This window comes from Ignavibacteriales bacterium (assembly GCA_026390795.1).
In the GTDB taxonomy this organism is placed as follows: Bacteria; Bacteroidota; Ignavibacteria; order Ignavibacteriales; family Melioribacteraceae; genus Fen-1258.
On record JAPLFG010000003.1, the window covers coordinates 1,777,650 to 1,803,398 of the forward strand.

At 35.7% G+C, this 25,749-nt stretch carries 18 protein-coding genes; 14 read left to right on the top strand and 4 right to left on the bottom strand.

What is annotated here, in order from left to right; genetic code table 11:
• Window positions 1-32 precede the first annotated feature (32 nt).
• The 11 genes from NTX65_11460 to NTX65_11510 all read left to right on the top strand — a co-directional run bounded on the left by NTX65_11460 (window position 33) and on the right by NTX65_11510 (window position 11,492).
• Window positions 33-683 carry a hypothetical protein gene (locus tag NTX65_11460; protein ID MCX6169952.1) on the top strand — a complete coding sequence of 217 codons (651 nt, stop codon included), beginning with the start codon at window positions 33-35 and terminating at the stop codon, window positions 681-683.
• Between the two features lie 72 nt (window positions 684-755).
• The gene (locus tag NTX65_11465) at window positions 756-2,537 is read left to right on the top strand and encodes a PAS domain-containing sensor histidine kinase (protein MCX6169953.1); all 1,782 of its coding nucleotides are present in this window, start codon (window positions 756-758) and stop codon (window positions 2,535-2,537) included.
• A 3-nt stretch (window positions 2,538-2,540) separates the two neighbouring features.
• Window positions 2,541-4,373: a hypothetical protein gene (locus tag NTX65_11470; protein ID MCX6169954.1), complete on the top strand. Its 1,833-nt coding sequence runs from the start codon at window positions 2,541-2,543 to the stop codon at window positions 4,371-4,373.
• A gap of 165 nt (window positions 4,374-4,538) precedes the next feature.
• A complete protein-coding gene (locus NTX65_11475) occupies window positions 4,539-4,841 on the top strand; it encodes a hypothetical protein (protein ID MCX6169955.1) in 303 nt (100 codons plus the stop codon).
• Window positions 4,838-6,364 carry a glycosyltransferase gene (locus tag NTX65_11480; protein MCX6169956.1) on the top strand — a complete coding sequence of 509 codons (1,527 nt, stop codon included), beginning with the start codon at window positions 4,838-4,840 and terminating at the stop codon, window positions 6,362-6,364. The genes NTX65_11475 and NTX65_11480 overlap by 4 nt, the downstream gene beginning before the upstream one ends.
• Window positions 6,365-6,660: 296 nt before the next feature.
• Window positions 6,661-8,205: a flagellin gene (locus NTX65_11485; protein MCX6169957.1), complete on the top strand. Its 1,545-nt coding sequence runs from the start codon at window positions 6,661-6,663 to the stop codon at window positions 8,203-8,205.
• A 72-nt stretch (window positions 8,206-8,277) separates the two neighbouring features.
• Window positions 8,278-8,613, top strand: coding sequence for a flagellar protein FliS (locus tag NTX65_11490; protein MCX6169958.1), 336 nt, complete (start codon window positions 8,278-8,280; stop codon window positions 8,611-8,613).
• A 6-nt stretch (window positions 8,614-8,619) separates the two neighbouring features.
• Window positions 8,620-10,455: a flagellar filament capping protein FliD gene (fliD, locus tag NTX65_11495; GenBank protein ID MCX6169959.1), complete on the top strand. Its 1,836-nt coding sequence runs from the start codon at window positions 8,620-8,622 to the stop codon at window positions 10,453-10,455.
• Window positions 10,455-10,790, top strand: a complete 336-nt coding sequence (locus NTX65_11500; GenBank protein ID MCX6169960.1) for a hypothetical protein — start codon at window positions 10,455-10,457, stop codon at window positions 10,788-10,790. Before fliD ends, NTX65_11500 begins: the two co-directional genes overlap by 1 nt.
• A complete protein-coding gene (locus NTX65_11505; protein MCX6169961.1) occupies window positions 10,791-11,042 on the top strand; it encodes a hypothetical protein in 252 nt (83 codons plus the stop codon).
• A gap of 48 nt (window positions 11,043-11,090) precedes the next feature.
• Window positions 11,091-11,492 carry a response regulator gene (locus NTX65_11510; GenBank protein MCX6169962.1) on the top strand — a complete coding sequence of 134 codons (402 nt, stop codon included), beginning with the start codon at window positions 11,091-11,093 and terminating at the stop codon, window positions 11,490-11,492.
• Window positions 11,493-11,938: 446 nt separating this feature from the next.
• Here NTX65_11510 and NTX65_11515 read toward each other — a convergent pair whose 3' ends face one another.
• Both NTX65_11515 and NTX65_11520 read right to left on the bottom strand, forming a co-directional pair.
• Complete coding sequence (locus NTX65_11515) at window positions 11,939-15,190, bottom strand: S41 family peptidase (GenBank protein ID MCX6169963.1); 3,252 nt, start codon at window positions 15,188-15,190, stop codon at window positions 11,939-11,941.
• Between the two features lie 206 nt (window positions 15,191-15,396).
• On the bottom strand, window positions 15,397-17,838 hold the full coding sequence (locus NTX65_11520) for a TonB-dependent receptor (protein MCX6169964.1): 2,442 nt from the start codon (window positions 17,836-17,838) through the stop codon (window positions 15,397-15,399).
• 836 nt (window positions 17,839-18,674) lie between these two features.
• Here NTX65_11520 and NTX65_11525 point away from each other — a divergent pair.
• Entirely contained in the window at window positions 18,675-20,258 is a 1,584-nt protein-coding gene (locus tag NTX65_11525) for a DEAD/DEAH box helicase (GenBank protein ID MCX6169965.1), read from the top strand.
• Window positions 20,259-20,288: 30 nt separating this feature from the next.
• Here NTX65_11525 and NTX65_11530 read toward each other — a convergent pair whose 3' ends face one another.
• A complete protein-coding gene (locus NTX65_11530; protein ID MCX6169966.1) occupies window positions 20,289-21,644 on the bottom strand; it encodes a thioredoxin-like domain-containing protein in 1,356 nt (451 codons plus the stop codon).
• Between the two features lie 60 nt (window positions 21,645-21,704).
• Window positions 21,705-23,684, bottom strand: a complete 1,980-nt coding sequence (locus tag NTX65_11535) for a hypothetical protein (GenBank protein ID MCX6169967.1) — start codon at window positions 23,682-23,684, stop codon at window positions 21,705-21,707.
• 359 nt (window positions 23,685-24,043) lie between these two features.
• On the opposite strand from NTX65_11535, the gene NTX65_11540 reads away from it, so the two are divergent.
• Window positions 24,044-25,360 carry a SpoIIE family protein phosphatase gene (locus NTX65_11540; protein MCX6169968.1) on the top strand — a complete coding sequence of 439 codons (1,317 nt, stop codon included), beginning with the start codon at window positions 24,044-24,046 and terminating at the stop codon, window positions 25,358-25,360.
• Between the two features lie 12 nt (window positions 25,361-25,372).
• Entirely contained in the window at window positions 25,373-25,711 is a 339-nt protein-coding gene (locus tag NTX65_11545) for an STAS domain-containing protein (protein MCX6169969.1), read from the top strand.
• Window positions 25,712-25,749 lie beyond the last annotated feature (38 nt).

Sequence of the window (25,749 nt, forward strand, 5' to 3'; positions counted from 1 at the left end):
TGTTCTTTCGATAATAATGCGGAGGATAAGGCATGTTAGAAAAAATTGTAAATATTTCTGCCGGGTCTGATTATAAACAATCTTCAAAACCCGGTAAACAATCAGCTGTATCGAACTATATTAATAGTTATCATGCAGTAAGCAACGATTCTATTTCGCTTTCTCCTGCCACAGCATTTCTCTCGGGTATCGGTTGGAAACTTAAAAAAATCCAAAATGAAAAAGAGAAACTGCACATTGTTTTTTCGTTTGATGATTTTGATTTCTCAACGGTAATCAATCCAGCGGAGATAATTCAAATTCCGCGCATCGAATATGAAATAAAATATTCTATTAGTTCATACACGGGTGTAGTTAATATGACTATAAAAGTTGCGTCACCTTTGAATTTAGAAGGATCCGAAAGTCTTCAGATTAAACTGCACCTGAATGAATTGAATAAATTTTTCGGTTCAATTATTTCGACTTTCGGATTTAGATCGGATGTCTCCTCAAATACATACGAAGTGCAAAAATACTTTTTGGAAATGGAAAGCGCGCTTCAAATGGAATTCAATTATTTAAATAAAGGGCTAATTAATTTTCTGGAAAAATATCTCTCGTGTAAAATTAATTTAAAAAACGATGAGAGTAATACCAGACATATGTTAGAACTGAAATTATTGCAGATAAATAAAACTTAGATTATGGCTCATTCCAATTTTTCAAAATATTCCGTGGTAAACTCCGAAACGGATTTTCGGAATTATACCGAATTGCCGAACAACAATCCGCTCGTAATTGTTGACCAGAGAATGAATATTGCGTACTGCAATGATGCGTTCAAAAAAACATTTTCTCTAGATGTTCACGATGATATATCGAAAATGAACTCCAATCCGGAGTTCGTTTATTTTTTAAAGGGATTTAGCGAAAGCAGGTATAAAAATATCTCGCTTGAAATAAATCTTTCTTCGGATAACAATCAATTCACTAAAAATTATTCTGTGAGTATTGAGAGGGTATTTATTTCTTCGGGTCTTTATTACGTCCTTACTATTGAATCGTTGGCACAACGGAAGAAACTTGAGAATAAAATAAACTCCCTTCATAATGCGCTCGATCATGGAAATGTTCCCATAATTATTTTAGATGCAAGCGGAAAAATAACTTACGCAACACGTTCGTTCGAAGTTCTTTTGTTGAGGGAAATTGAAAGTATTTATAATAGGAATCTAACTGAAGTTTTGTCCGATATCTTTGACAAAAGTGAAATTAATCATCTTGAATATGCTCTTAGATCTTTTATACCATGGAAAAAAGTAATTCCTTTTTTGGCAAGAATTCCCGTAACGTTTTGGGAATTCACTCTTAGTCCGGTGTTATCAAACGACGAACTTCAGCAAAGTTTCATTTTTATTGCTAATAATCTAACCGAACATATAAATCAAACAAAAGCAATTGAGCGGTCTGAAAGAAAGCAAAGGCTGATAATAAATAATATTTCCGATCTTCTGCTGATTATAGAGCATATAGGACCGGCGGCATTGTTCGAAAATGCCAACGATAATTTTTGCCGCATTTTCAATCTGGATAAAAATAAAATCTATTCTCTGAAAATTGACGATTTCATTCCCGCTAATCTGGTTGATAAAATTTATCAGTCAATGAAGCATCTCTCAAATTCCAATCTCCCGTTTTACGAATTCAATTATAAAAATTTCGATAAACGCGATTACTCTTGCAAAATTAACAGCATAACGGAACAAGAACGGAATTCGACAATATACATCATTACAATGAAAGACATTACCGATGAGGTTCTCTATCAAGATCAATTAAAGAGAGCATACCGTAAAGAAATGCTTCTGAATCAAATGAAGTCGGATTTTCTTGCAAACATGTCCCATGAGATTCGCACTCCGTTCAATGCCGTCGTTGGTTTTTCTGAGATTGTTGATGAAAGCATAGAGACTGGCAATATTGAGATGCTTCGTGATCTGATGGATTCGATGAAAGAAGTACTTGGGCGCGGTCTTAACTTGTTTACTAACATAGTAGAAGTATCTCAACTTGAAGCGGGTGAAGTTGAATTAGATAAAGTAGATTTGAATTGCAACCAGGTAGTTAGAAATGTATATAACAAGATGCTCGCCGAAACATCTAAAAAAAATATTGAGTTTGTTCTGGAAGTTGACGAGGAAGATTGTGTTATTGAGGTTGACTGGGTGAAATTTGAAAAAATAATTCACTCGCTGGTAGATAATGCTATAAAGTATACAACTCATGGCTGTGTTTACCTTAGCACAAAACATTTTGAGAATAGTGTAGAGATAGTTGTCTCGGATACAGGTGTTGGAATAGACAAATTGCATATTGAAAGAATATTAAAACCTTTCACACAAGAAGTAGAAGGATATACACGCCCCTTTGAAGGTGCCGGGCTCGGATTGACGATTGCCTTTAAATTGACAAAACTAATGGACGGTCAGTTTGATATCGAAAGTGAAAAAAATGTTGGGACAAAAATTTCAATTAGTTTCGCGGCGAGTAAATAAATTATGGAATCGGTATTAGAAAAATATAACCAGGCCGGTATTATTACAGAAGTGAATTATTCCAAATTCTTTCACCTCGCAAAAGAGCATTTTCAAATAAATATTAAGAATGATTACGATTATATCAACGGAGTGAAAGAAAGTATCCGTTTCTTCTCGCTTGATTTACCGCCGGAAGTTAAAGAAATCTTCATCCCGTTTGCAGAAGCGCCTGTATTCTGGATTTATGAATCGTCACTGCTCAACCAGATTGAAGAGTTCATGAAATTTAATCTCGTAAAAGATTCGTATATCGAATTGCATAAATCGATCAAAGAAAATTACTCCAAGTGGGTTATAACAAAATTAAAAAGTGAAAAGGATTATTACGCCACTTTGACAGTCAATTTTATTGAACGTGATATTAATAAACACAATTTTTTCAATCAAATCATTAAAGCAATTATACATACGTATCAAAGCACATTTTATAATCCTGTACGCGCATTGGAATTACTTACAAATACGTTGGGATTGATGAACACAATCCGTCTGAACGATCAGTCTAAAGTGGAATTAAAATATATTTTAATTCTTTACACCGGATTTATTCACTTAAAAGAAAACAATTATGAAAAAGCGAACGTAGCTTTTAAAGAAGCAATAGGTATTAAACCTCAGGGGAATACCGCAAAGATTTATTGTGCACTTACAGAGATAATTCTTGGAAACGAAGACGGTGGGATTTTTTTACTCAAAGAAATTTTTAATTACGATATTCACCGGTTAACTCTGGCAGCTAAAACGAATAATTCCGGGATGTTCAGCTATTTTTACAGAAATGCTTTTATATACAGTATCTTTCATGAAAAAGAATTTGCGCGAGCCTACACTAAAATTGATACGTTTTTAAGCGAAAGTAGCGTTCACGATGCAACTACGCTGACAGTTTGCAAAGAAAGTTTGGAATCATTCAAAATAAAAAAATTAGATGATTATTACGATGATGATATAAAAAAGTCAATTGCTTTTCTGGAAAAGATTTTACAAAACTATTCCACTTCCACAAATACACTTCTCTATTCGCTCTACCCGGAATTTCAAAATAGATATAATGCCATGGTAGAATCGATAATCCAAAATATAAAAGAGTTATACTATACCGAAGTAAGAGAAAAAATATCAACATACGATAATTCAATAAATGAAAGTTTAAGCGCAGAAAAACATTTAACTGAAGAAATAGAAAGGTATAAAATAAAGTCGAGAGAAAATCTTTCAAAATCGATTCAGCATTTAAATGAAAATTTTGATCTGGAAACCCGATCGCTCGAACAGAAAGTTAATGAACTTCATAAAGTTGACCGTTTTAATCCCAGAGTATCATTATCCAACAACATGACTTATAATATCATCATAGCGTTTGTCGTATTCTTTATTGGCGGAGTTGCCGGCTATTCAAATAAAACAGTATCCGATACTTCAGAGTTTAATTCCATGTTTACATTTGTTCTTATAACTGGTTCAAAGTGGGGTGCTATTAGTTTTGTTTTGGGTGCAATTATTTCCACAATTATGGCCGGAGTAATTTTGATTGAGCGTTCAGATATGCGGCAAAAGTTGCTTCGGAAAATAAATTACATGAAAATTGAGAGGGAACGATTAATCGCCGAACAAAGAGAAACGGTTATCAGAAAAGAAAAAATTATGTGTGATAATTTTACTAACAGTATAACCCAACACCTTAAAAGGGTAGAAGAACTGAGAACTCAGAAAGCCGATTTAGAGCGCACTCTTATGAAGCAAGCCGAAGAACAAATTAATTCAACCATTTCAGATCTGGGTCTTCTAAATTAACCTTCTTCTTGGCTATTATTAGCCAGTTGCCGAATAAAAGATCGACACCTTAAGATAACTCTTCTAATATCAATCCTAAATAGCCTTACTGGTTGGAATGATTTTTCTACTCTATATTAACTGGAAAGCAAAAAAAACTGTTATAAATATAAAAGAGAGGGTTGCTTGGCTTTAAATAATCTACCGGAAATCAGCGATCAAATTCTCGAAGCTGAAAAGCAGATCGAACTTAGAAATTTTGATGCAGCCCGCCTGCTTCTTAATGAACTAATCTGTGCCAACGAAAATAACCTTGATGCACTGAACGATCTTGCAGTAATAGAAATACTCACCGAGAATTATGATTTAGCAATGACTTTGCTTATGCAGATCTTAGCCATTGATACGCAAAATGAAGTGGCAATTGAAAATTTGCAGTATCTGAGGGAAAAATTCTCTCCAATTTTAGGTGGACCGGAGGGAAGTTGACACTTACGCTCTGCATGATTGTCAAAAATGAAGAAAAGAATCTGGCTGCATGTTTGGATTCCGTGAAAGATGTTGTTAATGAAATGATTATTGTGGATACAGGTTCAAACGACGGTACAATCAGGATTGCTGAAAAATATAATGCGAAAATATTTCAATATGAGTGGGCAAATAATTTTTCAGCGGCTAGAAATTTTGCTCTTGGAAAAGCAACCGGTGAATGGATTTTTTGCATGGATGCAGACGAACGCCTTGATAGTAATTCTGTTGACGAGTTTAAAAAACTAAGTGAAGTTAAATTATTGATCGGCTATTACTGTACTGTTAAAAATCATCATCTGGATAAAAACCGTGATAACTCAGTTCGCTATATTCGATTGTTTGCCAATTCACGCGAATTAAAATTTAGCGGGAAAGTACACGAGCAGATCGAACCATCGTTGACCCAAAATAAATATCAGATTCTCAATTCTAATATTCTTATTCATCATATCGGTTATAGCATTTCGAAAGAGGATAATCAGAAGAAAATAGAAAGAAACCTTACTTTGCTGAAAGAAGAATACGAATCCACAAAAGCAGTATACTGTCTTTTTCAAATTGCTCAATCTTTTTTTATTCTTGATGACAAGTTGAACGCATTTAAATATTATAAAAGTGCCGGCGAAAGCGTAGGGTTAGACAGATCTTTACGTGCTCAATGTTTTTCTTCTTTAGCGTACGTAGCTCACTATGATCATAAAAGTATTGAAGCTGAAAGATTTATACAGTTTTCACTCAAACTGGATGACCGCCAGCCGTTCTCACAATTGTTATCAGCTAAAATAGCATTGCGTAAAGGAGACTATATAACGGCAGAACTTAGATGCCGGCAAGCCCAGCAATTAAACCAAAATATGATTCTTGGAAAAGAGCAATCTAAACTAGCCGTCTTGTTGGACCCGGAAGAAGTAATTTGTTATGGTTTAACACTCGCTCTTCAAAACAAAAATTTTACAAATATCAGTTACTATCAAAAGGAGTTGTCTGCATATTACAATAAAAAAGTAGATGAAAACGGACCGCAAAAATTAACCGTTATTCAAAAGTTGTTCAGCAATACAATGCTAACCGTAAGCGAAGAAGAAATATTTATAGAAATGGCGAACCACTTTACAATGAATCTATTTCTATTCATGATGACCAGCAATCCGAATAAACAACAAGTATTTCAGCTGGCCAACGACTTGTTAAAAAAATATCCGGACGCGGTTGAAATAAAAAAAATAATTGCAAAATTGCTGGAAGATTCAGGGCGGATAGATGATGCTATTCTTCTTCTTGAAAACATTGTAGAAAAAAACCAGTTTGACCCAACCACATTATTCTATCTCATTTCTTTCTATTTGAAAAAAGGAGCAGAAGATAAAATTAAGCCTATCATTGGTAAATTAGAAAAAAATTATTCTCACATACCCGAAGTGATGGAAAGAGTAAGAAAATTAAGAAGAAAATTGCTTATGCTTACAACTGTTCCCCTCTAACTAAAATAAAAGGGAGTTCTGAAATATTCCAAAGACTGTCTTTGCGAACGAAGTGAAGCAAACTCAAAACTTTGATTCTGAATAATTATCGAGATTGCTTCTCCTGCTAAAACGGGATCGCAATGACAATCCTTAATTAATATTCATGCAAGCAACAGCACTACTCTAATTAACCTCGTAAAAAATTAAACTTTTCAAAAGAGTCTCCGATAATATTCTTGAGAACAAAGTGTTCTCAAAAATAAGTTCAAGCAAGGAAGCTTGAATAATAATCAACAAACACATGGAGGTTTCAAATGGCTTTTTCAGTAAACACAAATCTAGGCGCTCTTCAAGCGTACAACGCATTGGCAAAAGTTAATGCAGAGACACAAAAAGCACAGTTACGTCTTGCTACAACAAAAAGAATCAACTCAGTAGCAGATGATACATCTGGCTTTAACATCGGTAAACAAATGGAGGCTTCGGTATTAAAACAGAAAGCTCAGTTGAACAACGTTTCTTCAGCAAAAAATTTATTAGCAACAGCAGAATCCGCTCTTCAGCAGATCAATGATAAATTGAATCAGATTTCTGCTAAATACACAGACGCACAGGATCCGTTGAAAGATCAAGCAAGTATTGCAAAAGATATTACTACTCTAGCAGTAGAAATAAAATCAATTCTTCAGACAACTAATATCAACGGTACAAAGCTGTTAGTAAAACAAACAGACGTTAACTTAGCAGCAACAGACAAATCACTTGATGTAGGCGGCGCAGCTTTCTCTGTTGATTTTGGTGGAAAGATGGATACAGTAAATCTACTTACTAAAATAGCAAGCTTAACCTTAGCAGATGCCAGCGGAACAACCGCCGGTGAAACAGCTGCAGGTTTAGCCGCTGCAAGAGCATTTGTAGTTGGAGGCTTTTTAACAGACGTTAATACAAAACTTTCAGAATCCAATGTATCTGCTGCTAACGTAACAGCATTTGCTGATGCATTAACCGCAAGATATGATTCAGATATCGCAGCTGGACTTAGTGTAAGTACAGCATTAGATAACGCATTTACAGCAGGTAAAACCGCAGTAGGCGGAACAACCGTAGCTGACGCTTTAGCACAGGGTGTTCAATCAACCGGTACCGTAACTTACGATGATGCAGCTGCACTTACCGCAGTTAATACTGGTTATACTAATGCAACAGCAGCAAAAACCGCCGCAAATAGTCTCATGGCGAACATTGCTACTAAATTAGGTGAATATGGTGTTAGTGCTGCTCAAGTTCAAGCATTTTCAACAGCATTCGGTGGCTTTATGGCTACGCAGACAGATGCTGCCAATTTTGACACTGGTGCTCATTCTTTAACAGCAGTAACTGCAGCTTTAGCCGCAGGCGCAGCTGCGTTAACTGTAGCTGTAGGTGGCGATGCAAATCAGGCTCTTATTGATGCCGCTACCGCATCTGGTGTTCAATCCACCGGTACAGCAGCTTTTAGTTATATTTCTCAACAAGCTGATCTTACAACTGCATATGATGGCGGAGTAGCTGGTTATGTTCCTTCTGCTAATGATACAGCTTCTGTTATCACTGCTGCACAAGATGTTAGTGTTGCTTCAGCTGCAATCCGTGATTCTCTTGGTAGAATTGGTAACTTGAGTCAATCAATCGATTCAAGAAGCGAATTCTTAACGTCTTCAATTGCAAACAGTACAGCTTCTATCTCCAGTATATTCGACGCTGATATGGCTGCTGAACAATTGAATGCTACAAAAGGCAACATTTCTGGTCAAATTGGTACAGCAATGTTATCACAATTGAATTCAGCTCCACAACAACTCTTATCATTATTCCGTTAATTGAACATGATTTAAGTCCCCCGGTAATACCGGGGGGCTTTTTTATTGAAAACTTAAACCCGGTAAGAAAATATGCAGACAGCTACAGCATTCTCGAACAGAAATAAAATGAATCCCTATCTTGTTAATGAAATTAGTAATGCAACACCCGCTCAGCAAATAATGAAAGTATATGATTTCGCTATTATGAAGTGTCAAAAAGAAGATATGCTTAAAACAAACGAAGCAATTCAGGTTCTTATAGATTGTTTGAATTTTACAGATGAAAGTGCAAAACCAATTTCAATTGGACTATTAAGGTTGTATCAGTATTGCCAGGATCAGATGAGAAAAAAGAATTATAAAGAAGTTCAAAAAATTTTAAGTGAACTTAGAGTTACTTGGCAAGATGCATTAAAATTGAGGTAGTAAATTATGGCTTACGATCTTTTAACAACATCGGGCATAGACGGTCTTGTTACAAACTATAAAAACACGGAAGCTAATAACAGGCTGACTCCTTTAACCACTCGAAGAACGAATTATCAAACCCTCGATTCGGCTTATACAACAATAAATACAAAATTAACTGCGTTCAGCAGTTCATTAAATTCTCTAGCAAGTACGGACAGCACATCGACATTTTCTTCAATGAGAGCCACTTCTTCTAGCGCAGCTTTTTTTTCAATATCAGCTACGAGCACGGCGGTTAGTAATACAAGTACGGTACGTGTTAATCAGCTTGCAAAGAATGATCTGGTTTTATCTCAAGATCTAGCTTCCGATACTGCTTCTACTGTAATTACCGAAGCGGGAAGTCATGATTTTGTTATCACGTCAGGTGATGGTTTGGGCGGTACATTAACAAGTAAAGTGACAGTAACGTTTTCCGAATCCGATTTTACGAACGGTACGATATCGAATGCAGATGTGATGACTAAAATTCAGACAGCAATCAATACAGATAAAGCCATTGTTAATTCTGGTTCTGTTGCTGGTGATACCGAAACAACAGAAGGCTCATTCAAATTAAATCTCAACGGAACGGAAACTACAATTAATTATTCCGCTGGAACATACAGTGATGTTCTGGATAGTGTTGCCTCTCAGATTAATGCACTTTCTGGTATAACGGCAGAAAAAATTGCAGACGGACCGGATAATTTTAAGTTGCAAATTACAGTTACAGATACTTCGAAATATATAAGCATAGGAAACGATATAACAGGAACATTGGTAAACGATCTTGGTATTGCTTCTCCAAACACAAAAGAAATTAGCACATCTGCGGTAGCTAATGCTTCCGTATTTACTCCGGTATCTGGATATTCACAGTTCTCTTTAACTACCGATCAATCTGGTTTCGATTATAGAATAATGTCTCTTGATGATAGCGTTGGAGGAAGTGCGTTAGCTTCTTTGGGATTAAATTTAGGGGCGGCAAGAACTTCATTCGAACAAATTAGCAACGATATTGATACGGCAGGATATGCTTATGCCTCTTCAACATTGAATGCGAAGTTGGAATACAACGGTATAAGTATTGAGAGAAATTCAAATTCAATTTCTGATCTCATTCCCGGTTCCAAGATTGCCTTAAATGCGGTAATGCAGCCAACAGATCCAACAGTTAATATTTCAGTTACAAGGGATACTACTGCTGTAAAGACAGCCATTAATAATTTTATAAGTAAGTTTAACGATCTCTATACATATCTAAAGACTAATTTAACCAGTTCAACAAACGGTACAACAACTACGAGAGGGAGTTTGACGGGAGACTCTACGGCAACAACGCTTCAAAGTTTTTTCAGCTCTCTTTCTACTTCGACAGTATCCGGAATTCCGACAGATCAAATAAATACTCTCTATAAACTGGGAATTAAATTTGATATTACAAGCGGTTTAAGTCTTGCCGATTCTACAGTGTTAGACAGCTCATTGAACAATAAGCCGGATCAAGTAGCGGCACTCTTTAATTCCACAAACGGTATTGCTAAAACTTTCTCAACCAGAATTGCCCCATATCTTGGTTCTACCGGATATATAATGACGAGAAAAGCTACATTTACTTCAAATATAGCATCGATTACTGATACGGGTACGGCAATTCAGGCTAAGATAGATAAGAGTGCTGTACTATTACGCAGCCGATACATTAAAATGCAGCAGGATCTTCAGACAATTTTATATCTTCAATCCGATTTTGCTACCTTTTATTCTGGCTTACTTGCATCTACAACATCAAATTCAACAACCACGAGCAGCTAATGAAAAAGATAGAAATTAAAATTGAACGGACTAATAAATTGTTGGATAAAATCTCCGATAATCTTGACAACCTTATAGTTGAAACTTTCGATTCCGCATCCCCTGTCATCGCAAAAAACATGAAAGCACTGCAAAAAGCCAAAAATGAGATTATTGATGAATTTGGGCTGGAAGAGTTTTTAAAATATGGGTCGGATTTGTTAAATAGGGCTAAACTAATCGGAAGAAAGTTCGATAATATAATAGGGATATTCACCCATGAAGAGGAAAAGCTTGAAAAAGAACTTTTAAGCTATATGAGCAAGAAAAAGATTGCAAATTATTTGAGGTATTAGATGGAAATCAGAGGCGTTTCAAACAATCCGCTCTTTGTTAATCAAGCAAAGAACAACAAACCTGAAGAAGCTCAAAATCAGGATGCAAAGGATAAAATTGTGATTTCTTCAGAAGCACGCGATTTAGCCAAGGTTGATCTTAGTTCTGCCAGGTTAGAAGAGATCCGTGACCGAATTAACTCTAAATTTTACGATTCCGATGAAGCATTAAACAAAGTTGCAGAAAAGATTTTATCAGAAGTTTCTAAATAAATAATAAATATTTTTCCTCTCCTCGTTTTTTTTTCTATGTTTAATATTATGGAAAAGCGATATAAAGTATTAGTAGTTGACGACGAAGAATTAGCACAGGATTTTTTGAAATATTTTCTCTCCAAACAATTTGAAGTTCACACATGCGGCAGCGTTAATGCATTCTACAGCATAATTAATTCAGTAGATTTTGATTTGATTCTGATGGATATCTCTTTAAGAGATAACAAAGATGGAATTGATTTGACGCGTGAACTTAAAATGATGGAAAAATATAAAGACATACCTGTTTTTGTACTCACCGCGTTCAATACTACAAAAGAAAGAAACAGTTCATTCGAAGCTGGTGCAAAAGAATTTTTGGCAAAACCGGTTGATGGAAAGGCACTTCTACAATTGATTAATTCAGTGTTGACAAAACCGGAACCAATCTTCAAATATAATTCTTAGATATTTTTTGGAATTAATTACCGCATCCGACTTAAAAATTACTTTCTTAATGTGACTTCTGAAATATTGTTTTCATAGAGTCTTTGTTAGGAACATGCCTATCGGTAGGCATGTGAAATGAAGAAGCAAGCTCAATAAGTTGATGCCCGGTAGCAGCATTCGGGCATGACAATAACCCCACTATCACAACTGGAATTTATCTTTTTCAATTTTCTCTGACCTATTAAAAAAGGTTATCCCTAAAATAACTCTTAGAGATAACCTCTAGCATCAAATTCTAATTTAAGAGACCTTTGAAATATTCTAATATCTGTCTTTGCGAGTGAAGCGAAGCAAACTAAATCTTTATTGTTAGCAAAAAATGTAGATTGCTTTTCCCGCCAAGCTTGCCTGCCGGCAGGGCGGGATCGCAATGATCAAGAATAAATAATTCCTCATATGCCTTTTTATTTTTTGTTTGGATAAGGCGGTTGAGATGGAAATGTAAACGGATGATCTTTTATTTCCTGTAAAACAGTTTCAATAGCTTTATCCAGCTGAACATCTTTTCCTTGCTGAACTGATGCCGGATCGTTATCAATATAAATATCCGGATCGCCGCCGTGGTTTTCGATCCACCATTTACTTTCTTTGCCAAAGAAACCGTTGTTCGATTGCTCGACGTATCCGTTATCAATTGTTGACTGCTGATTTAATATTCCTGTCAATCCGCCCCAGGAAGGAACGCCCACTATTTTTCCTAAACCATTTGCTTTGAAATCTTCCAGGAATGCCTCGCCGTCCGAACCGTTATATTCATTTGACAGCACTACAAATTGACCCGTTGATGTACTTCCCGGATATCTGAACGGTACCATATCATGAAGAACATTATAGCCAACCATTTTCCTTTTTAGCTTATCGGTCATAAAATATTCGGTCCATCCGCCGGAATTTCTCCTCATGTCAATTATAATTCCTTTTTTATATCTGAACGCTCTCCAAAATTTATCGAATTCGCCAATGCCGCCGTCATTCATTGCATTTATATGCATGTAACCGACTTCTCCGTTTGTTGCCTTTAACACTTTATTGATATTTCCGGTGAGCCACCTGTAATATCTAAGCTGAGAATTATTTCTAATCGGTTCAATTTCATACGTTTTTGCACCTTCTGAAGATGGTTTATTATTAACGGTTACAGAAATTTTCTGTTTGTCTGTTACCTGAAGATATTTATTGTAATCCTCCGGAGCTTTAATTTCTTTTCCGTTTATTGCAATTAGATAATCTCCTTCATTAAGATCGATATCTGGTCTAACGAGCGGGGATTTCAAATCTAAATTATATTCAGTTGGTCCGTAAATTTTATCAAACTTATAGTAAGATGTTTTTCCGTCTTTGATTAGATCGGCACCGAGCCATCCGGTGTAAAGATTTGTAGCTGATGGAGCTTTCTTAGAGCCGGTATCGCCTCCGCCTATGTAAGTGTGAGAAACACTTAATTCACCTACTAACTGAAGCAGAACCCAATTCAAATCATTTCTTGAAGTCAAATAAGGAATGTACGATTTATATTTTTCTCCCAATCCTTTCCAATCCATATTGAACATATTCGGATCGAAGAAGAAATCCCGGTACCAGCGCCAAGTATCGTCAAAAATCTGATTCCATTCTTTTTGAACATTTACTGTATATGACATTCCTTCTACATTCAATTTATCAGATACATTTTTTGATTTGTATGCATCATTAACAGAAGAAGTAAAAATATCCGATCCTTTGCGAACGATCATTTGCTCGCCGTTTGTGGAGAGATCAAAACTTCTGACCTTATCGCTAAATACATTTTCTTTTTTCTCTTTCATATCGAAAATGTGAAGATCCCATTTTGTAGCGCCTTTCGGTTTGAAAATTTCTTCATATTCTGCTTCCGTAAATTTTGGAACCGAGCACCAAAGCACCTTTCCGTTTCCCGCTTTCAAATAAAAATAATTTCCAGCTTCAACAGGAAGGGGATAAGTTCTTTTCATTAATCCCTCTGTATCAATTTTGAATCCTTTCGACTCTTTAGCTTCTTCTTTTTTTACTGGGTCTGCGAAAGGAGGATTCTCTCCATCCTGCAATTGAACTACCATTATTTTCTGAGGTTCGGAGACAACATGATTGTCTTCGTAAAAATCCATTTGTATTTCAAAATTTCTGCTTGATACATAGTAGAGATACTTGCCGTTGGCGTCAAATGATGGGTAGAGGTTATCATAAAAATCATCCGTTACCGCATACTTTTTATTTTGATCTAGACTGTAAATAAAAATCTGGCTGTTTTTATTAAATTGAACGAAACTATAACAGATCCATTTGCTGTCAGGTGACCAATTGTAATCGCTTATCTCCCAATAGAATTCATCGTTCTTCATCTGATTCGATTCATCAACCTTAACAAGTTTTTTTGAATCAACATCTAGATAGAAAATTTTAAAATCTTTATTGCCGAAAAGAATTTTTTTCCCATCCGGCGACCAAAGCAGATGGTAATTGGTTTCCTTAAGCGAACTTGTTAATGGAATCCATTCTCCTCCGTCAACTTTTTGAATATATAATTCATATTCGCCGCTTTTATCAGAAAAGAATGCGATCCATTTTCCATCTGGAGAAATTTGCGGATACATTTCCCTTGTGCCGGGTGAATTTGAAAGATTGGAAGTATTTCCTTTATCGGCTGCAACTGTAAATAAATCTCCCCGCGCTTCAACAGCTGCAGATTGACCATCGTTAGAAATTGTTGCATAGTGAATATAATCTTTCGGGTTGATCACTCTGTCTCTTAATTCCCACCGGTCAGATGGAACATCGACTGTAATCTTTTTTGATTGATCGGTTTTGGTATCAAGTATATTTAAATAACCATCCTGCATATAAACAATTTGATCTTTATCGTTTGACGGGGTAATTACATCAACATCGGTATACTTTGTTATCTGAGTAATTTCTTTTGTGTCAAGGTTTTCTTTAAAAATATTTGCAACTCCGCCAACTCTATCGGAAACGAAATACATAAATTTTCCAATCCACATTGGGTATGCATTTTTGCCAACGTAATCTGTTATCGGAGTAAATTTGTTTTCTTTGAAATCGTACATCCAGATATCTGTATACCATCCGCCTTTATATCTTTTCCAGTTATATTCTTCCGGTCCTTTTCTGACGTAAAGAAATTTTGTTCCGTCTTCTGAGAAACTGCACCTCACTCCGCGTTCCAGAGGAAATCGTTCCGGTACAGAACCATCTTTGTCAATGAAGTAAAGATTTCCATCCCGCATGATATAATTTTCAAATCCTGATCTGAATACAATTCGCTTTCCATCCGGAGTCCAGCAGACCGACTGACCGCCGCCCGGATTGTAAGTAATTCTCTTTGGTTCGCCGCCGTCAGTTGAAATAGTGTAAACATTGTAGGGAACATCATAAGAACCCGTGAATGCAATCGTTGAACCGTCCGGAGAAAATTTTGCGGAGCTTTCATCACCTGGAAAAGTTGTTAACCTTGCGGCAGTTCCGCCGTTAGAATTTACAATCCAAAGATCGCCCTCATATGTGAAAACAATTTTGTTTTTATTGATATCCGGATCGCGCACGAATCTTCCTTCGGAAGAAGCGAACATAAAATTTGTAAACATGACGAAAAAGAATACTGACGCGGCAAAGAATTTTTTCATAAACACCTCTTATATTTTATACGGTTGTAAATATAAAGTTTTGAAAAGTCAGAAATAAATCATAAAAAATTATCCCGGCGAAGAACCAATCAATTAAATATTGATCTCAGAATTGATGAATTTCCGTCTGCTCAAATTAAAAAGGTCATATAAACCTTTCAGCTATATGACCTTTGATTGAAAACTATTAAAATCGCACCGGTAAGTTAAAAACCGGAGTTCACGTTAACATCAACTTGCTCATTAGAACGTCGTTTGAAATTGTTGAAATTATAGCTTAATGATAAATTAAATATCGGGGCTTCGGGCCTTACAAATAAGTTTGACGTAAATCCTGTTCCGTTTGAAACAATATTAAATTTTGTCTGACCAAATAAATTCTGCGCGCTTAATGTAGCAATCAATTGTTTTTCAAGGAATTCTTGTCTAACCGATGCGCCGATTATCATGAAAGTTTTAATTTCACCCTGTGAAGTAACATTCTTGGGATAATAATTTGTAAAGAATTGAATACGTGTTGCTGCCGAAAGCATTACAGTTGTATTCAAACGGGCATCCCACGAAAATGTATTTTGTCCTTGGATCCCGAGCTGAGGTTTTTCTTCCAAAGTGAAATGGTAAAAATTAAATACCGGATCCATCTTAAACCATGGAGCAAAAGTTACATTGGCAGTTATTTCCGCTCCAGCCGATGTTGTGTTCAAAACATTCTCTGGTATTAAATTCAATCTTCCGGTATTATCAACCTCTTGAAGTTGCTCAATACCATCTTCGGTTTTTCTGAAATATGTTTGCACTGTTAAATAAACACCGGTAAAAGATTTTTGATAATTCAATTCCAGCGAATGCGTAAACGAAGGAACCAAATATGGGTTCCCGCCGGTAGAAGTATATGTATCAGAGAAATACGTGTACGGATTCAACTGTCCGTCATAAGGTCTTTGAATTCTTCTGCTGTAACTGAATTGCATCTGCTGATCTTCGCTTATCTTTTTGGAAATGTTCAACGTTGGAAAGAGATGAAGCTTTTGATACTTGAATTGAACATTACTTGTCAACTGATCCAATAATCGATCCGTATATTCAAGACGCATTCCGGCTTGATAATCCAATCCTAAAATTTTGTCTGTGTATGTTGCGAACGCCGCATAGATATTATTTCTGAAATCAAAATTGTTTGAGAACGTGTTATTTAATATCCAAAGCTGAGAATCGTTATTAAAATCTTTACTTATTATATCGATCTTTTTGTAAAAGAGAGTTGCCTGAAGTCCGGTTTCAAAAGTATTTTTATCGACAAGATTGTGTTTATAGTTCAACTTGATTCTAGAGTCGATCCTTGATGTATTATTTTCTCTTCCCCTTAAATTTATTTGAGTTGTACCGTCTGAGAGAATAGTATTTTCAGTCGTAAATTGATTTGACGGCAATTTTAATTTAGTGAATGTCGCTTCAAAATAGAGATCGTTTACTTTTGGCGTGAAGATATTACTGAAATTTAATGATCCGTTAAAATATTCGGCTGTGGTTTTACTCTGATCATCTGTATGAGCGTAACTTCCAGAGGAGTTCTCCATTAAGTCGGAAACATTATTATAAGTATTTACACCCATGTTCATGTCAACGTAACCATAAGAACCTGTGATTCCAAGTGTAACTTTATCAGAGAAATATCTATCGAAAGCAAATCTTCCATTGAAGGCGTCACGCTTGTTATGGATATTCGCCCTAGAATTTATTCCGGTTGTACTTAATTGTGTCCGGTCTACACTTATATCTTGAAAATTGTTATACCGTCTGGCATCTCCGCCGATATTGAGATTATAATCCGGAGTTCGGTAACCAAGATTAAAATCGCCGTTATATTTATCCCGCGAACCCGCTCCGCTGTTTGCAATGCCGCTTGTATTTGTAACATTGGTTTTCTTTGTAACGATGTTTATTATACCGGCCGTTCCCTCGGCATCGTACTTGGCGGATGGATTGGTTATGATCTCAATGTTATCAATAATGTTTGCTGGAATCTGTCTTAATGCATCGGTTCCTTGAAGAACACTTGGTTTTCCGTCAACCATTACTGTAAAATTACCGCTGCCGCGTAAGGAAAGATTTCCGTTGGCATCAATTTGAACCGACGGTTGATTCTGAAGAACATCAACGGCGGTTCCACCTGTCGCAGATAAATTCTGGCTAACATTAACAACTTTTTTATCAATCTTAAATTCAACCGCACTTTTTTCTGCAATCACCTCGGACTCTTTCATAGTAACTGCATCCGAAAGAAGTTTTATCTCTTTTAGATTTACAAATTGACTTCCATCCGAAATCTGAACATCGTTAATCTCTTTTTTCTTAAAGCCGATAAATGAAATAGACAGATTATAAACTCCGTTGGGAATTCCGGATAACAAAAATTCCCCGTTTTTATCAGATGCAATTCCGTTAACCATTTGAGAATTTTGTTTTGAGAGAAGAATTATACTTGCGTATTCGATTGGAGAATTGACCGAAGCGTCTATGACCTTACCGGAGATAACGCCTTGTCCTGTTGATTTATTAATGGTTGCTGCTACTCTCGGTCCGCTCTGTGCCGAAATTTTTATTTGTAATAGTGTAAGTGTTAATAAACAGTAAAAGATTTTCTTCATAGCCATGTCCTTTCATTTGGCATTATGACGAATCAATAATTCAAAAAGTTACAGAGGGCAAAAAATTTTCACTTTCCTTTTGGTGATAATGAATGGATGGACTTATGAAATGGCATAAAAAGAATAACGTCGGCTCACATATAAAATTGATTAGACTTTCTTTAATACACTAAAAAATTATATTAACCCGTTTTGTGAATTAGAATGTAAACCGTTAAAACGGTTCTGACATTGCGCTTTGTTTTCTAACCCCGCGATTTATCGCGTAGTTAATCAATGGAACAATGATCTTTTAAACTATTTCAACAGTTTATTAAACTATATTCTTTAATTCACAAAACACGCAATAATAAATAAATTATAAACTGATTTTTTGATCTTCATGCTTGTTGAGCTTTGTATCTCAGCATGAACAAGGATTGCTACTTCTTCACATGTAGTTTAGGTGAATACTTCAAGCACTCTTTCCCGGCTGCCGAGAATACCTCAATTGATGGAAGATGCAGTGATTTGAATCCAAATGCTTTGCAAGCATAAGGGCGGTTTTTTTCCCATGTTATTCTAAAATAAACACACTTTTTGCAATCAACGGGCATTTCAATTAAGGTTTTTGATTAATTATCGAATCTATAATGAGAAAATTAATATGCAAAAACATCGCTTTTAAAATTAGGTTGATCAGTGAGCAAATTCATGGTAAAACTTAACGGAATTAAAGCAAGAGTATTGAAATTAATTAAAGCGTTATCATTTATACATAACCGCTCATTCTTTAATCTCATTTTGCTTATATTACACCACAAATTTACGTTTATTACACAAATTCAAAGTCAATCTTGCTTAAAAAATATATAACAAAATTCAAAGCCTTCTTTGGTGCTAAACCAAAATCTGTTTCAGGTGCATCAACATCAAAACCAATCGATTCGAAACCATCTGCTCAAAAACAGAAGCCACATTCTCAAACTAAACCAAGCGGTGTACATCATCCTCGTGAACCTCATAAAAAAGAAACGCGCGAAGAATACCGTCTTCGTCATGAAAAAAGTACTCGAAAAAAAACAACTCTTTCAAGTACACCGCCGAGTACGCCAAGCATCCCTCGTCCGGCTCAAATTATTTCCTCTGAACCATGGGATGATTCATTATTTAAAGTTCCAGTGGTTGACGGGAAATCGCGTTTTCACGATTTTGATTTGGCAAAAGAAATACTGCACGCAGTTTTTGATTTAGGATTTCAGTATTGCACGCAGGTCCAAGCTGAGACTCTTCCCAGATCGCTTACCGGAGATGATGTTACTGCGCAGGCACAAACAGGAACCGGTAAAACTGCGGCATTTCTTATTACCATCTTCAATCATATTCTCAAACAACCGATTGATAAAAAAAGAAAACCCGGAACACCGCGCGCATTAATTCTTGCGCCTACGCGGGAGCTTGTCTTGCAAATTGAAAAAGACACGCGCGGACTTGGCAAGTATATTCCTTGTTCAATACTTTCTCTTCTTGGCGGTGTGGATTATATAAAACAGCAAAAAATTCTTCGTAGTGAACCATGCGATATTCTAATTTGTACTCCAGGACGTTTAATTGATTTCATGAAAAAGAAGCTAGTTGATTTGAGCAAAGTGGAGATTCTAATTATTGATGAAGCCGACCGAATGCTTGATATGGGATTCATCCCATCTGTTAAACAGATTGTAATTGCTACTCCACAGAAAGCGAAACGGCAGACAATGTTTTTCAGCGCTACAATGACGGGCGATGTAAAGCGTCTTGCAGAATCATGGACGAGGCAAGCATTTGAAATTACAGTGAAGCCGGAAGATATTGCGGTCCAAAGTATTGAGCAGATTACCTATATAACAACAATTGTAGAAAAACCAACATTGCTTTATAATATCATAATGCAGAAAAAACTTGAACGCGTTTTGATATTTGTTAATAGGCGGCATGAAGCCAGGCGTTTAGTGGAAACATTTAAAATGTATGGAATTAGTTGCGCTCTTCTTTCGGGAGAAGTGGATCAAATCCAACGAATAAAAAGATTGGAAAATTTCCGGGAGGGAAAAGTTCGTGTTCTTGTTGCAACCGATGTCGCATCTCGCGGTCTTCATGTTGAAGCGATTTCGCATGTTATCAATTACAACATGCCTCAAGATGTTGAAGAATATGTGCATCGTATTGGTCGCACAGGACGTGCCGGCGCTTCCGGTATTGCAATTAATTTTGCCGATGAAGAAGATTCGTATGAACTTCAGAAGCTGGAAGAATTTCTAGGTAAAAAAATTGAATGTATTTTTCCCGAAGATGAATTGCTAATCCCGATTCCAGAAATGTATAAGAAAATAGTTTCTCAGAAACCGCGTAGAAGTGAACCCGTGAAAAGAAAAAGCAGCGGTCCAAGAAGAAGAAACTGATTACGATACAAAGGAATAATTACTCAAAAATTATTTTAATAGTTGCTTTAGCTCATCAATTGATAATGGTTTTCCGAGAATCTTTCTTGCCCCATCCAGTAAGAACATAGTTGGAGTTGCATAAACATAATAATCAGATGCAGCTTTTGAATTCCATCCTTTCAGATCGGAAACATTAATCCATTTCAAATTATTACTCTTTATGAAGCCAAGCCAGTCATCTTTTTTCTCGTCAAGAGAGATTGCAATTACTTCAAATTTTTTTTCTCTTTGAGCATTATAAAACTTATTCAACTCCGGGATTAAATCTTTACAGTGGGGGCACCAACTGGCATAGTATACTATTAATAATTTATCAGAAGTTGTTTTTTCCAGATCAACATTTTTACCATCAACATCAGGCAGAATTATATTTGGAGCCATAGCATTTACATATAGTTTTTTATTCTGGTCAATTCTTCTTTGTATAGAACTCTCGGTTTTTGAATCGAGACAAAGATCATCCTTGATTACATAATTCTGAATTATATAATCGAGCGTTTGTTCTAAGCCGAATTTTTTAAATCCGTCTATCATATATTCGGTTATATGCTGATACACAAGCTGGTTTATTTTTGCTTTGTTAAGAATTGAGTCAACTGCAATCATGAATTCCTTTTCAAGAAGCTCTTTGGGAAGCTGCGGGTTCCGGTAATAAGTTAAGTACTCAATTGTTTTGTTGGTAAAAACATCCGAATAGATTAATCCGGAATTCTTAAAATCAACTTTATCCAATGCATGAGATTTCAGAAAAACCAATTGCTTCTCCAATGGAAATGTAAAGTCAACCACCGGTAATTGTGATGATCTAATGTATCTGGCAATAAAATTGTTGGGGTTTTTTTGAGAGATGAGATTCACAAATTCCAGATATTGCTTTTGGAGTTGTGCAAATTTATTTCTCGTCGCAGCATAATAATCATCATCTTTAGGATAGCGGGCTAATATCAACTGCAGCAATTCTGTCTTTGTTTTATACTGTTTGTTAAGATTAATAAAAGAATAAAACAACTTATTGGATTCAGATCTATTCACTGCAACAGAGTCTGGAATACTATTAACATCGGCGCTAATATCTACATCTTCTCCATCATAAATAAAATTTATTCGCCTATTGTTGCCGAATTGTAAAAAGTAAATGCCGGGATGATGTTGGGTTGGGACAAATTGATAACTGAATTTATTTATTTGAGTGGATTTAATCGAATCGATAAAAAAAGTTTTTTCGCCTTGGAGAGAAAATAAAACCGCATTATTGGTATTAATTCCATCTATCGTAATGCTTACAGTCTGTGCTTCTAAAAAATTGAAGGATATTAGAAAGAACGAAAGCAAAATGTAATTCATAAATATTTCTCAAAAATTCATTCGAATTATAATAAAAAGAAAGAAGAAATTGATGTATGATTAATCCTTGATGCAGCGAACACTGAATGCATTCTTCTTACTATAATATAGAAAATCTCGAGTGATAATTTTAGTGTTATATAAGAGATTAAGGTAATAGGAATGATTAGCATCAGAAGTTTTTGTTGAACTCCAAAAGAAAGTGGTAGATCCCAAAGTAAGAGGGGCAAAGCCGACCCCGCCGAGGCCTGTATCATAGCCATAACCGGCTATCAATGCTGAGAACCCGCTTGTGTTTGTTCCCGCTCCATCAGCAGTTCCTTCGCCTCCGGCTTTTAATGCGTTTCCATCATTATCAACTGCACTGCTCGTGCTAAGAGTTTCGAAATCAAATAAGGTTGGTACATGCCATCCGGTTGGGCAAATGCCTTGTGCACCTTGGATACTGCTATATTGCATCGCTTCGTCCCACTGATAAAGACCGCCAAATTTTGTACAATTTGCCAAGGCATTATCATCGTAACAATATTTTTCAATTACACCGTTATTTGTTTGAGCTTCGTTTTTGTTAATTCTCGTTCCAACGTCTAGGTTCTCTCTCATCCAGCACTGTCTTCCGATCTGAACAACATTATATGATTTACCGGAATAGGTTAGCGTGCCCATACATCTTGTTTTGAAAGTCCATGTTATTGACCAGCCCGATGTTCCATAGCTATTTGATGCGCTTACCCGCCAGAAATATGACGTTGAAATATTAAAACCGGTCACTTGTTGGAATGTATTAGTTAATCCATTTTGATCATAGACAAGACTTGTGAACGAACTATTTAAAGATATTTGAAGTGTATAACTAGTTGCACCATTACTTGTGTTCCATGAAAACATAGGAGATATATCAACATCAGCTGAATTATTAACAGGAGAAAATAATGGAGGTGCAAATGGCGCTGTACCCGTAGTTGTAAATGTCCACGCCGGTGTTGACCAATCCGATGTTCCGTTAATACTTGTCGCGCTGACTCGCCAATAATATTTTGTCAAATTACTCAAACCGGCGAGTTGTTGGTTTGTAGGAGTTATACCCGATTGATTGTGGACTAAATTGGTGAATGAACTATTTGTGGAAACCTGCAATGTATAACTAGACGCACCTGCGCTCGTGTTCCATGCTAAAATTGGAGAAGTGCTTACATCAATAGCCCCGTTGGCTGGAGATGATAACGTCGGTGGATTAGGAGGAGGGCCTGCTGTTGTAAAAGACCATATTGGTGTTGACCAACCCGAAGTTCCGTAACTATTAGTGGCGTTAACTCTCCAGAAATAAACAGTAGAAAAATTAAATCCTGTAACTATTTGATTCGTTGTTGTTAGTCCGGATTGGTTGTAAACAAAATTTGAAAAAGAATTATTGGTTGATACTTGCAGCGTATAGCTAGTTGCGCCTGAACTTGCGTTCCAGTTTAACGATGGAGAAGTACTAACATTTACTAAATTGTTTGTCGGTAATGATAATAACGGTATGCTGGGCGCTGAACCTGTAGTTGTAAATCCCCATGTGGGAGACGACCAGCCGGATGAGCCATTAATATTTGTTGCGCTAACCCGCCAGTAATATGTTGTTAGATTACTCAAACCGGTTAACTGTTGATTTGAAGCCGTTAATCCATTTTGGTTGAAGACAAAACTTGAAAACAAACTATCGGTTGATACCTGCAATGTATAACTTATTGCGTCGGTAGTTGCATTCCATGTTAGAGTAGGAGAAGTGCTTATATCAATCGCGTTCTTTGCCGGAGATATTAAAGTAGGTGCCGGTATTAAAGTTTCCGGAATTGTTGGATCTGCAAATTTGCATGAATAAGCCACTAAAAGAAGACCAATATAAAAAATGATCTTAATTGTGGCAGAATTCATCCGTTTGATTGTTTTATATATCTTACTTTTAGATAGCAACTCGGTTACTTCCCTCATTCCGATTATATCAATATCATTCACATTTATAATATTGGTAAAGAATATTTTGAAATCAACCCACAATCTCTTTTAGAGTCCGATCTTAACTTTTTTAGTGCTTTCCCGCACAATTACGAGGGATTGTGTATATAATCTGCTATTCTTTTCTTGATTTAATTAATCAAATGTATTCCACTCACATCCTCTTCAAAAAATTTCCTTGTAATGGTAGTTATGCACTAAGTACTTTAGGTTAATCAAAAATTGAATTTGAACCAGAATGAACAAAGTAAAACTTTTCTAAACTTTAACTGCTTGGTATAATATTATTTATTTTTATTGATTATTCACTTACCAATCTTTAAGTTTATTCAGAGTAAGTATTCAGTCATTTCTTGTTGCTCTCAAATATTTTTGATTCCATATCAATATATTTCAAATTTATGTTGAAAAATGTTGAGAACAATCAAATTCGAATATTCCAATTAGAAGAAGAGAACAGCAAACTAAAAACTTCTGTGCAGGAACTCTCAGTTCTAAATGAAATAGCTACCGCAATCAGTTCGACACTTTCAATTGAAGACATTGTGGAACTAATCGTTAAAAAATGTATCAAGCATTTGAAAGTTGAACAGTGCGCCGTAATGCTATTAGATAAAAAACCCGATTCACAAAACTTTCATACTCTTATTAGAAAAGAAGACGAAAGTAAAGGTAATCTCCCACTTAAACTCGATCTACAATTAACAGGGTGGATGATTCTTAATAAAAGTCCATTGATTTCCAATGATTTAAAAAACGACACAAGATTTGTACTAAATCTTTCAGGAGAATCAATTATCAAATCTTTAATAAGTGTTCCACTGTTGATGAAAGGCAACCTTATCGGAATTCTTGCTGTGTTCAATAAAAAAAATGACCGCGAATTTACACATGATGAAGAGAGACTGCTGTCAATTATAGGTGCTCAATCTGCTCATGTTATAGAAAATGCACGCTTGTTTGAAGATGAAAAAAAACTGGAAATTTTACAGGAAGAGCTTGAAAGAGCTGCAGAGATTCAAAAAAATCTTTTACCTGCTAGATTACCCGTTATCGACGGCTTCGATTTCTATGCAGTAAATATTCCCGCAAAAGAAGTTGGCGGTGATTACTATGATTTTATAAATATTGATGAAAACAAGATGGCTTTTTGTCTTGGTGATGTTTCCGGTAAAGGATTACCGGCTGCATTGCTCATGGCAAACCTTCAAGCAACGTTGCGTAGTCAAATATTATTTAACCTGCCTTGTTGCCAAGCGATAAACCGTTCAAATCTTCTTTTGTATAGAAGCACAGAAGCAGCAAAGTTTGTAACATTATTCATAGGAATGATTGATCCATTATCTGACAAATTAAAATTTTGTAACGCCGGGCATAATTATCCAATATTAATTTCTAATGATGGAAAAATTACTAGATTAAAAGATGGCGGAATTATTCTCGGTTGTCTTCCAAACTATCCATATTCCGAAGGTGAAATTGAGTTCAAGAACGGCGATCTGTTATTCATCTTCACGGACGGAATTACTGAAGCAATGAATTTTCAAAAAGATGAATATGGCGAAGAAAAATTAATTGAAGAATTATCAATTATAAAAGATAATTCATGTGAAGAGATTGCTCAAAAGATTTTAACTAGTGTTAAATCTCACATCAAAGATGAACCACAATCTGATGATATGACATTACTGATTATAAAAAAAATTAGTCATTTATAATGGAGGCTTGTTATGAAAATAAATGTTGTTGAAAAATATACTGCGGCGGTCATCGAATTAAAAGGAGATATAACCGGCGCACCGCATAATGAGGAATTTAGCAACACTTTACGAAAACTAATTGCTGAAGAAAAGAAAAATATTGTTATTGATCTGGCAGAAACTAAATACATGAACAGCTCCGGTTTGGGAATGCTTATTGGCGGTTATACTACTGTGAAAAACTCCGGCGGCGACTTAAAACTTGCTAACGTTACTAAAAAAATAGAAAGTTTATTGGTGATTACTAAACTGAGTACAATATTCGAAAACTATGCAAGTGTTGATGAAGCTGTAAAAAGTTTTAGTTAAAAGTCATTGTAGATTTATATCGTTCTGATTCTTCCTTT

What these genes read in the sequence shown, in the direction of transcription:
- NTX65_11460 (MCX6169952.1), top strand. Translation starts at nt 33, where the DNA reads ATGTTAGAAAAAATTGTAAATATTTCTGCCGGGTCTGATTATAAACAA.
- NTX65_11470 (MCX6169954.1), top strand. Translation starts at nt 2,541, where the DNA reads ATGGAATCGGTATTAGAAAAATATAACCAGGCCGGTATTATTACAGAA.
- NTX65_11485 (MCX6169957.1), top strand. Translation starts at nt 6,661, where the DNA reads ATGGCTTTTTCAGTAAACACAAATCTAGGCGCTCTTCAAGCGTACAAC.
- NTX65_11490 (MCX6169958.1), top strand. Translation starts at nt 8,278, where the DNA reads ATGCAGACAGCTACAGCATTCTCGAACAGAAATAAAATGAATCCCTAT.
- fliD (MCX6169959.1), top strand. Translation starts at nt 8,620, where the DNA reads ATGGCTTACGATCTTTTAACAACATCGGGCATAGACGGTCTTGTTACA.
- NTX65_11500 (MCX6169960.1), top strand. Translation starts at nt 10,455, where the DNA reads ATGAAAAAGATAGAAATTAAAATTGAACGGACTAATAAATTGTTGGAT.
- NTX65_11505 (MCX6169961.1), top strand. Translation starts at nt 10,791, where the DNA reads ATGGAAATCAGAGGCGTTTCAAACAATCCGCTCTTTGTTAATCAAGCA.
- NTX65_11510 (MCX6169962.1), top strand. Translation starts at nt 11,091, where the DNA reads ATGGAAAAGCGATATAAAGTATTAGTAGTTGACGACGAAGAATTAGCA.
- NTX65_11515 (MCX6169963.1), bottom strand. Translation starts at nt 15,190, where the DNA reads ATGAAAAAATTCTTTGCCGCGTCAGTATTCTTTTTCGTCATGTTTACA.
- NTX65_11520 (MCX6169964.1), bottom strand. Translation starts at nt 17,838, where the DNA reads ATGAAGAAAATCTTTTACTGTTTATTAACACTTACACTATTACAAATA.
- NTX65_11530 (MCX6169966.1), bottom strand. Translation starts at nt 21,644, where the DNA reads ATGAATTACATTTTGCTTTCGTTCTTTCTAATATCCTTCAATTTTTTA.
- NTX65_11540 (MCX6169968.1), top strand. Translation starts at nt 24,044, where the DNA reads ATGTTGAAAAATGTTGAGAACAATCAAATTCGAATATTCCAATTAGAA.
- NTX65_11545 (MCX6169969.1), top strand. Translation starts at nt 25,373, where the DNA reads ATGAAAATAAATGTTGTTGAAAAATATACTGCGGCGGTCATCGAATTA.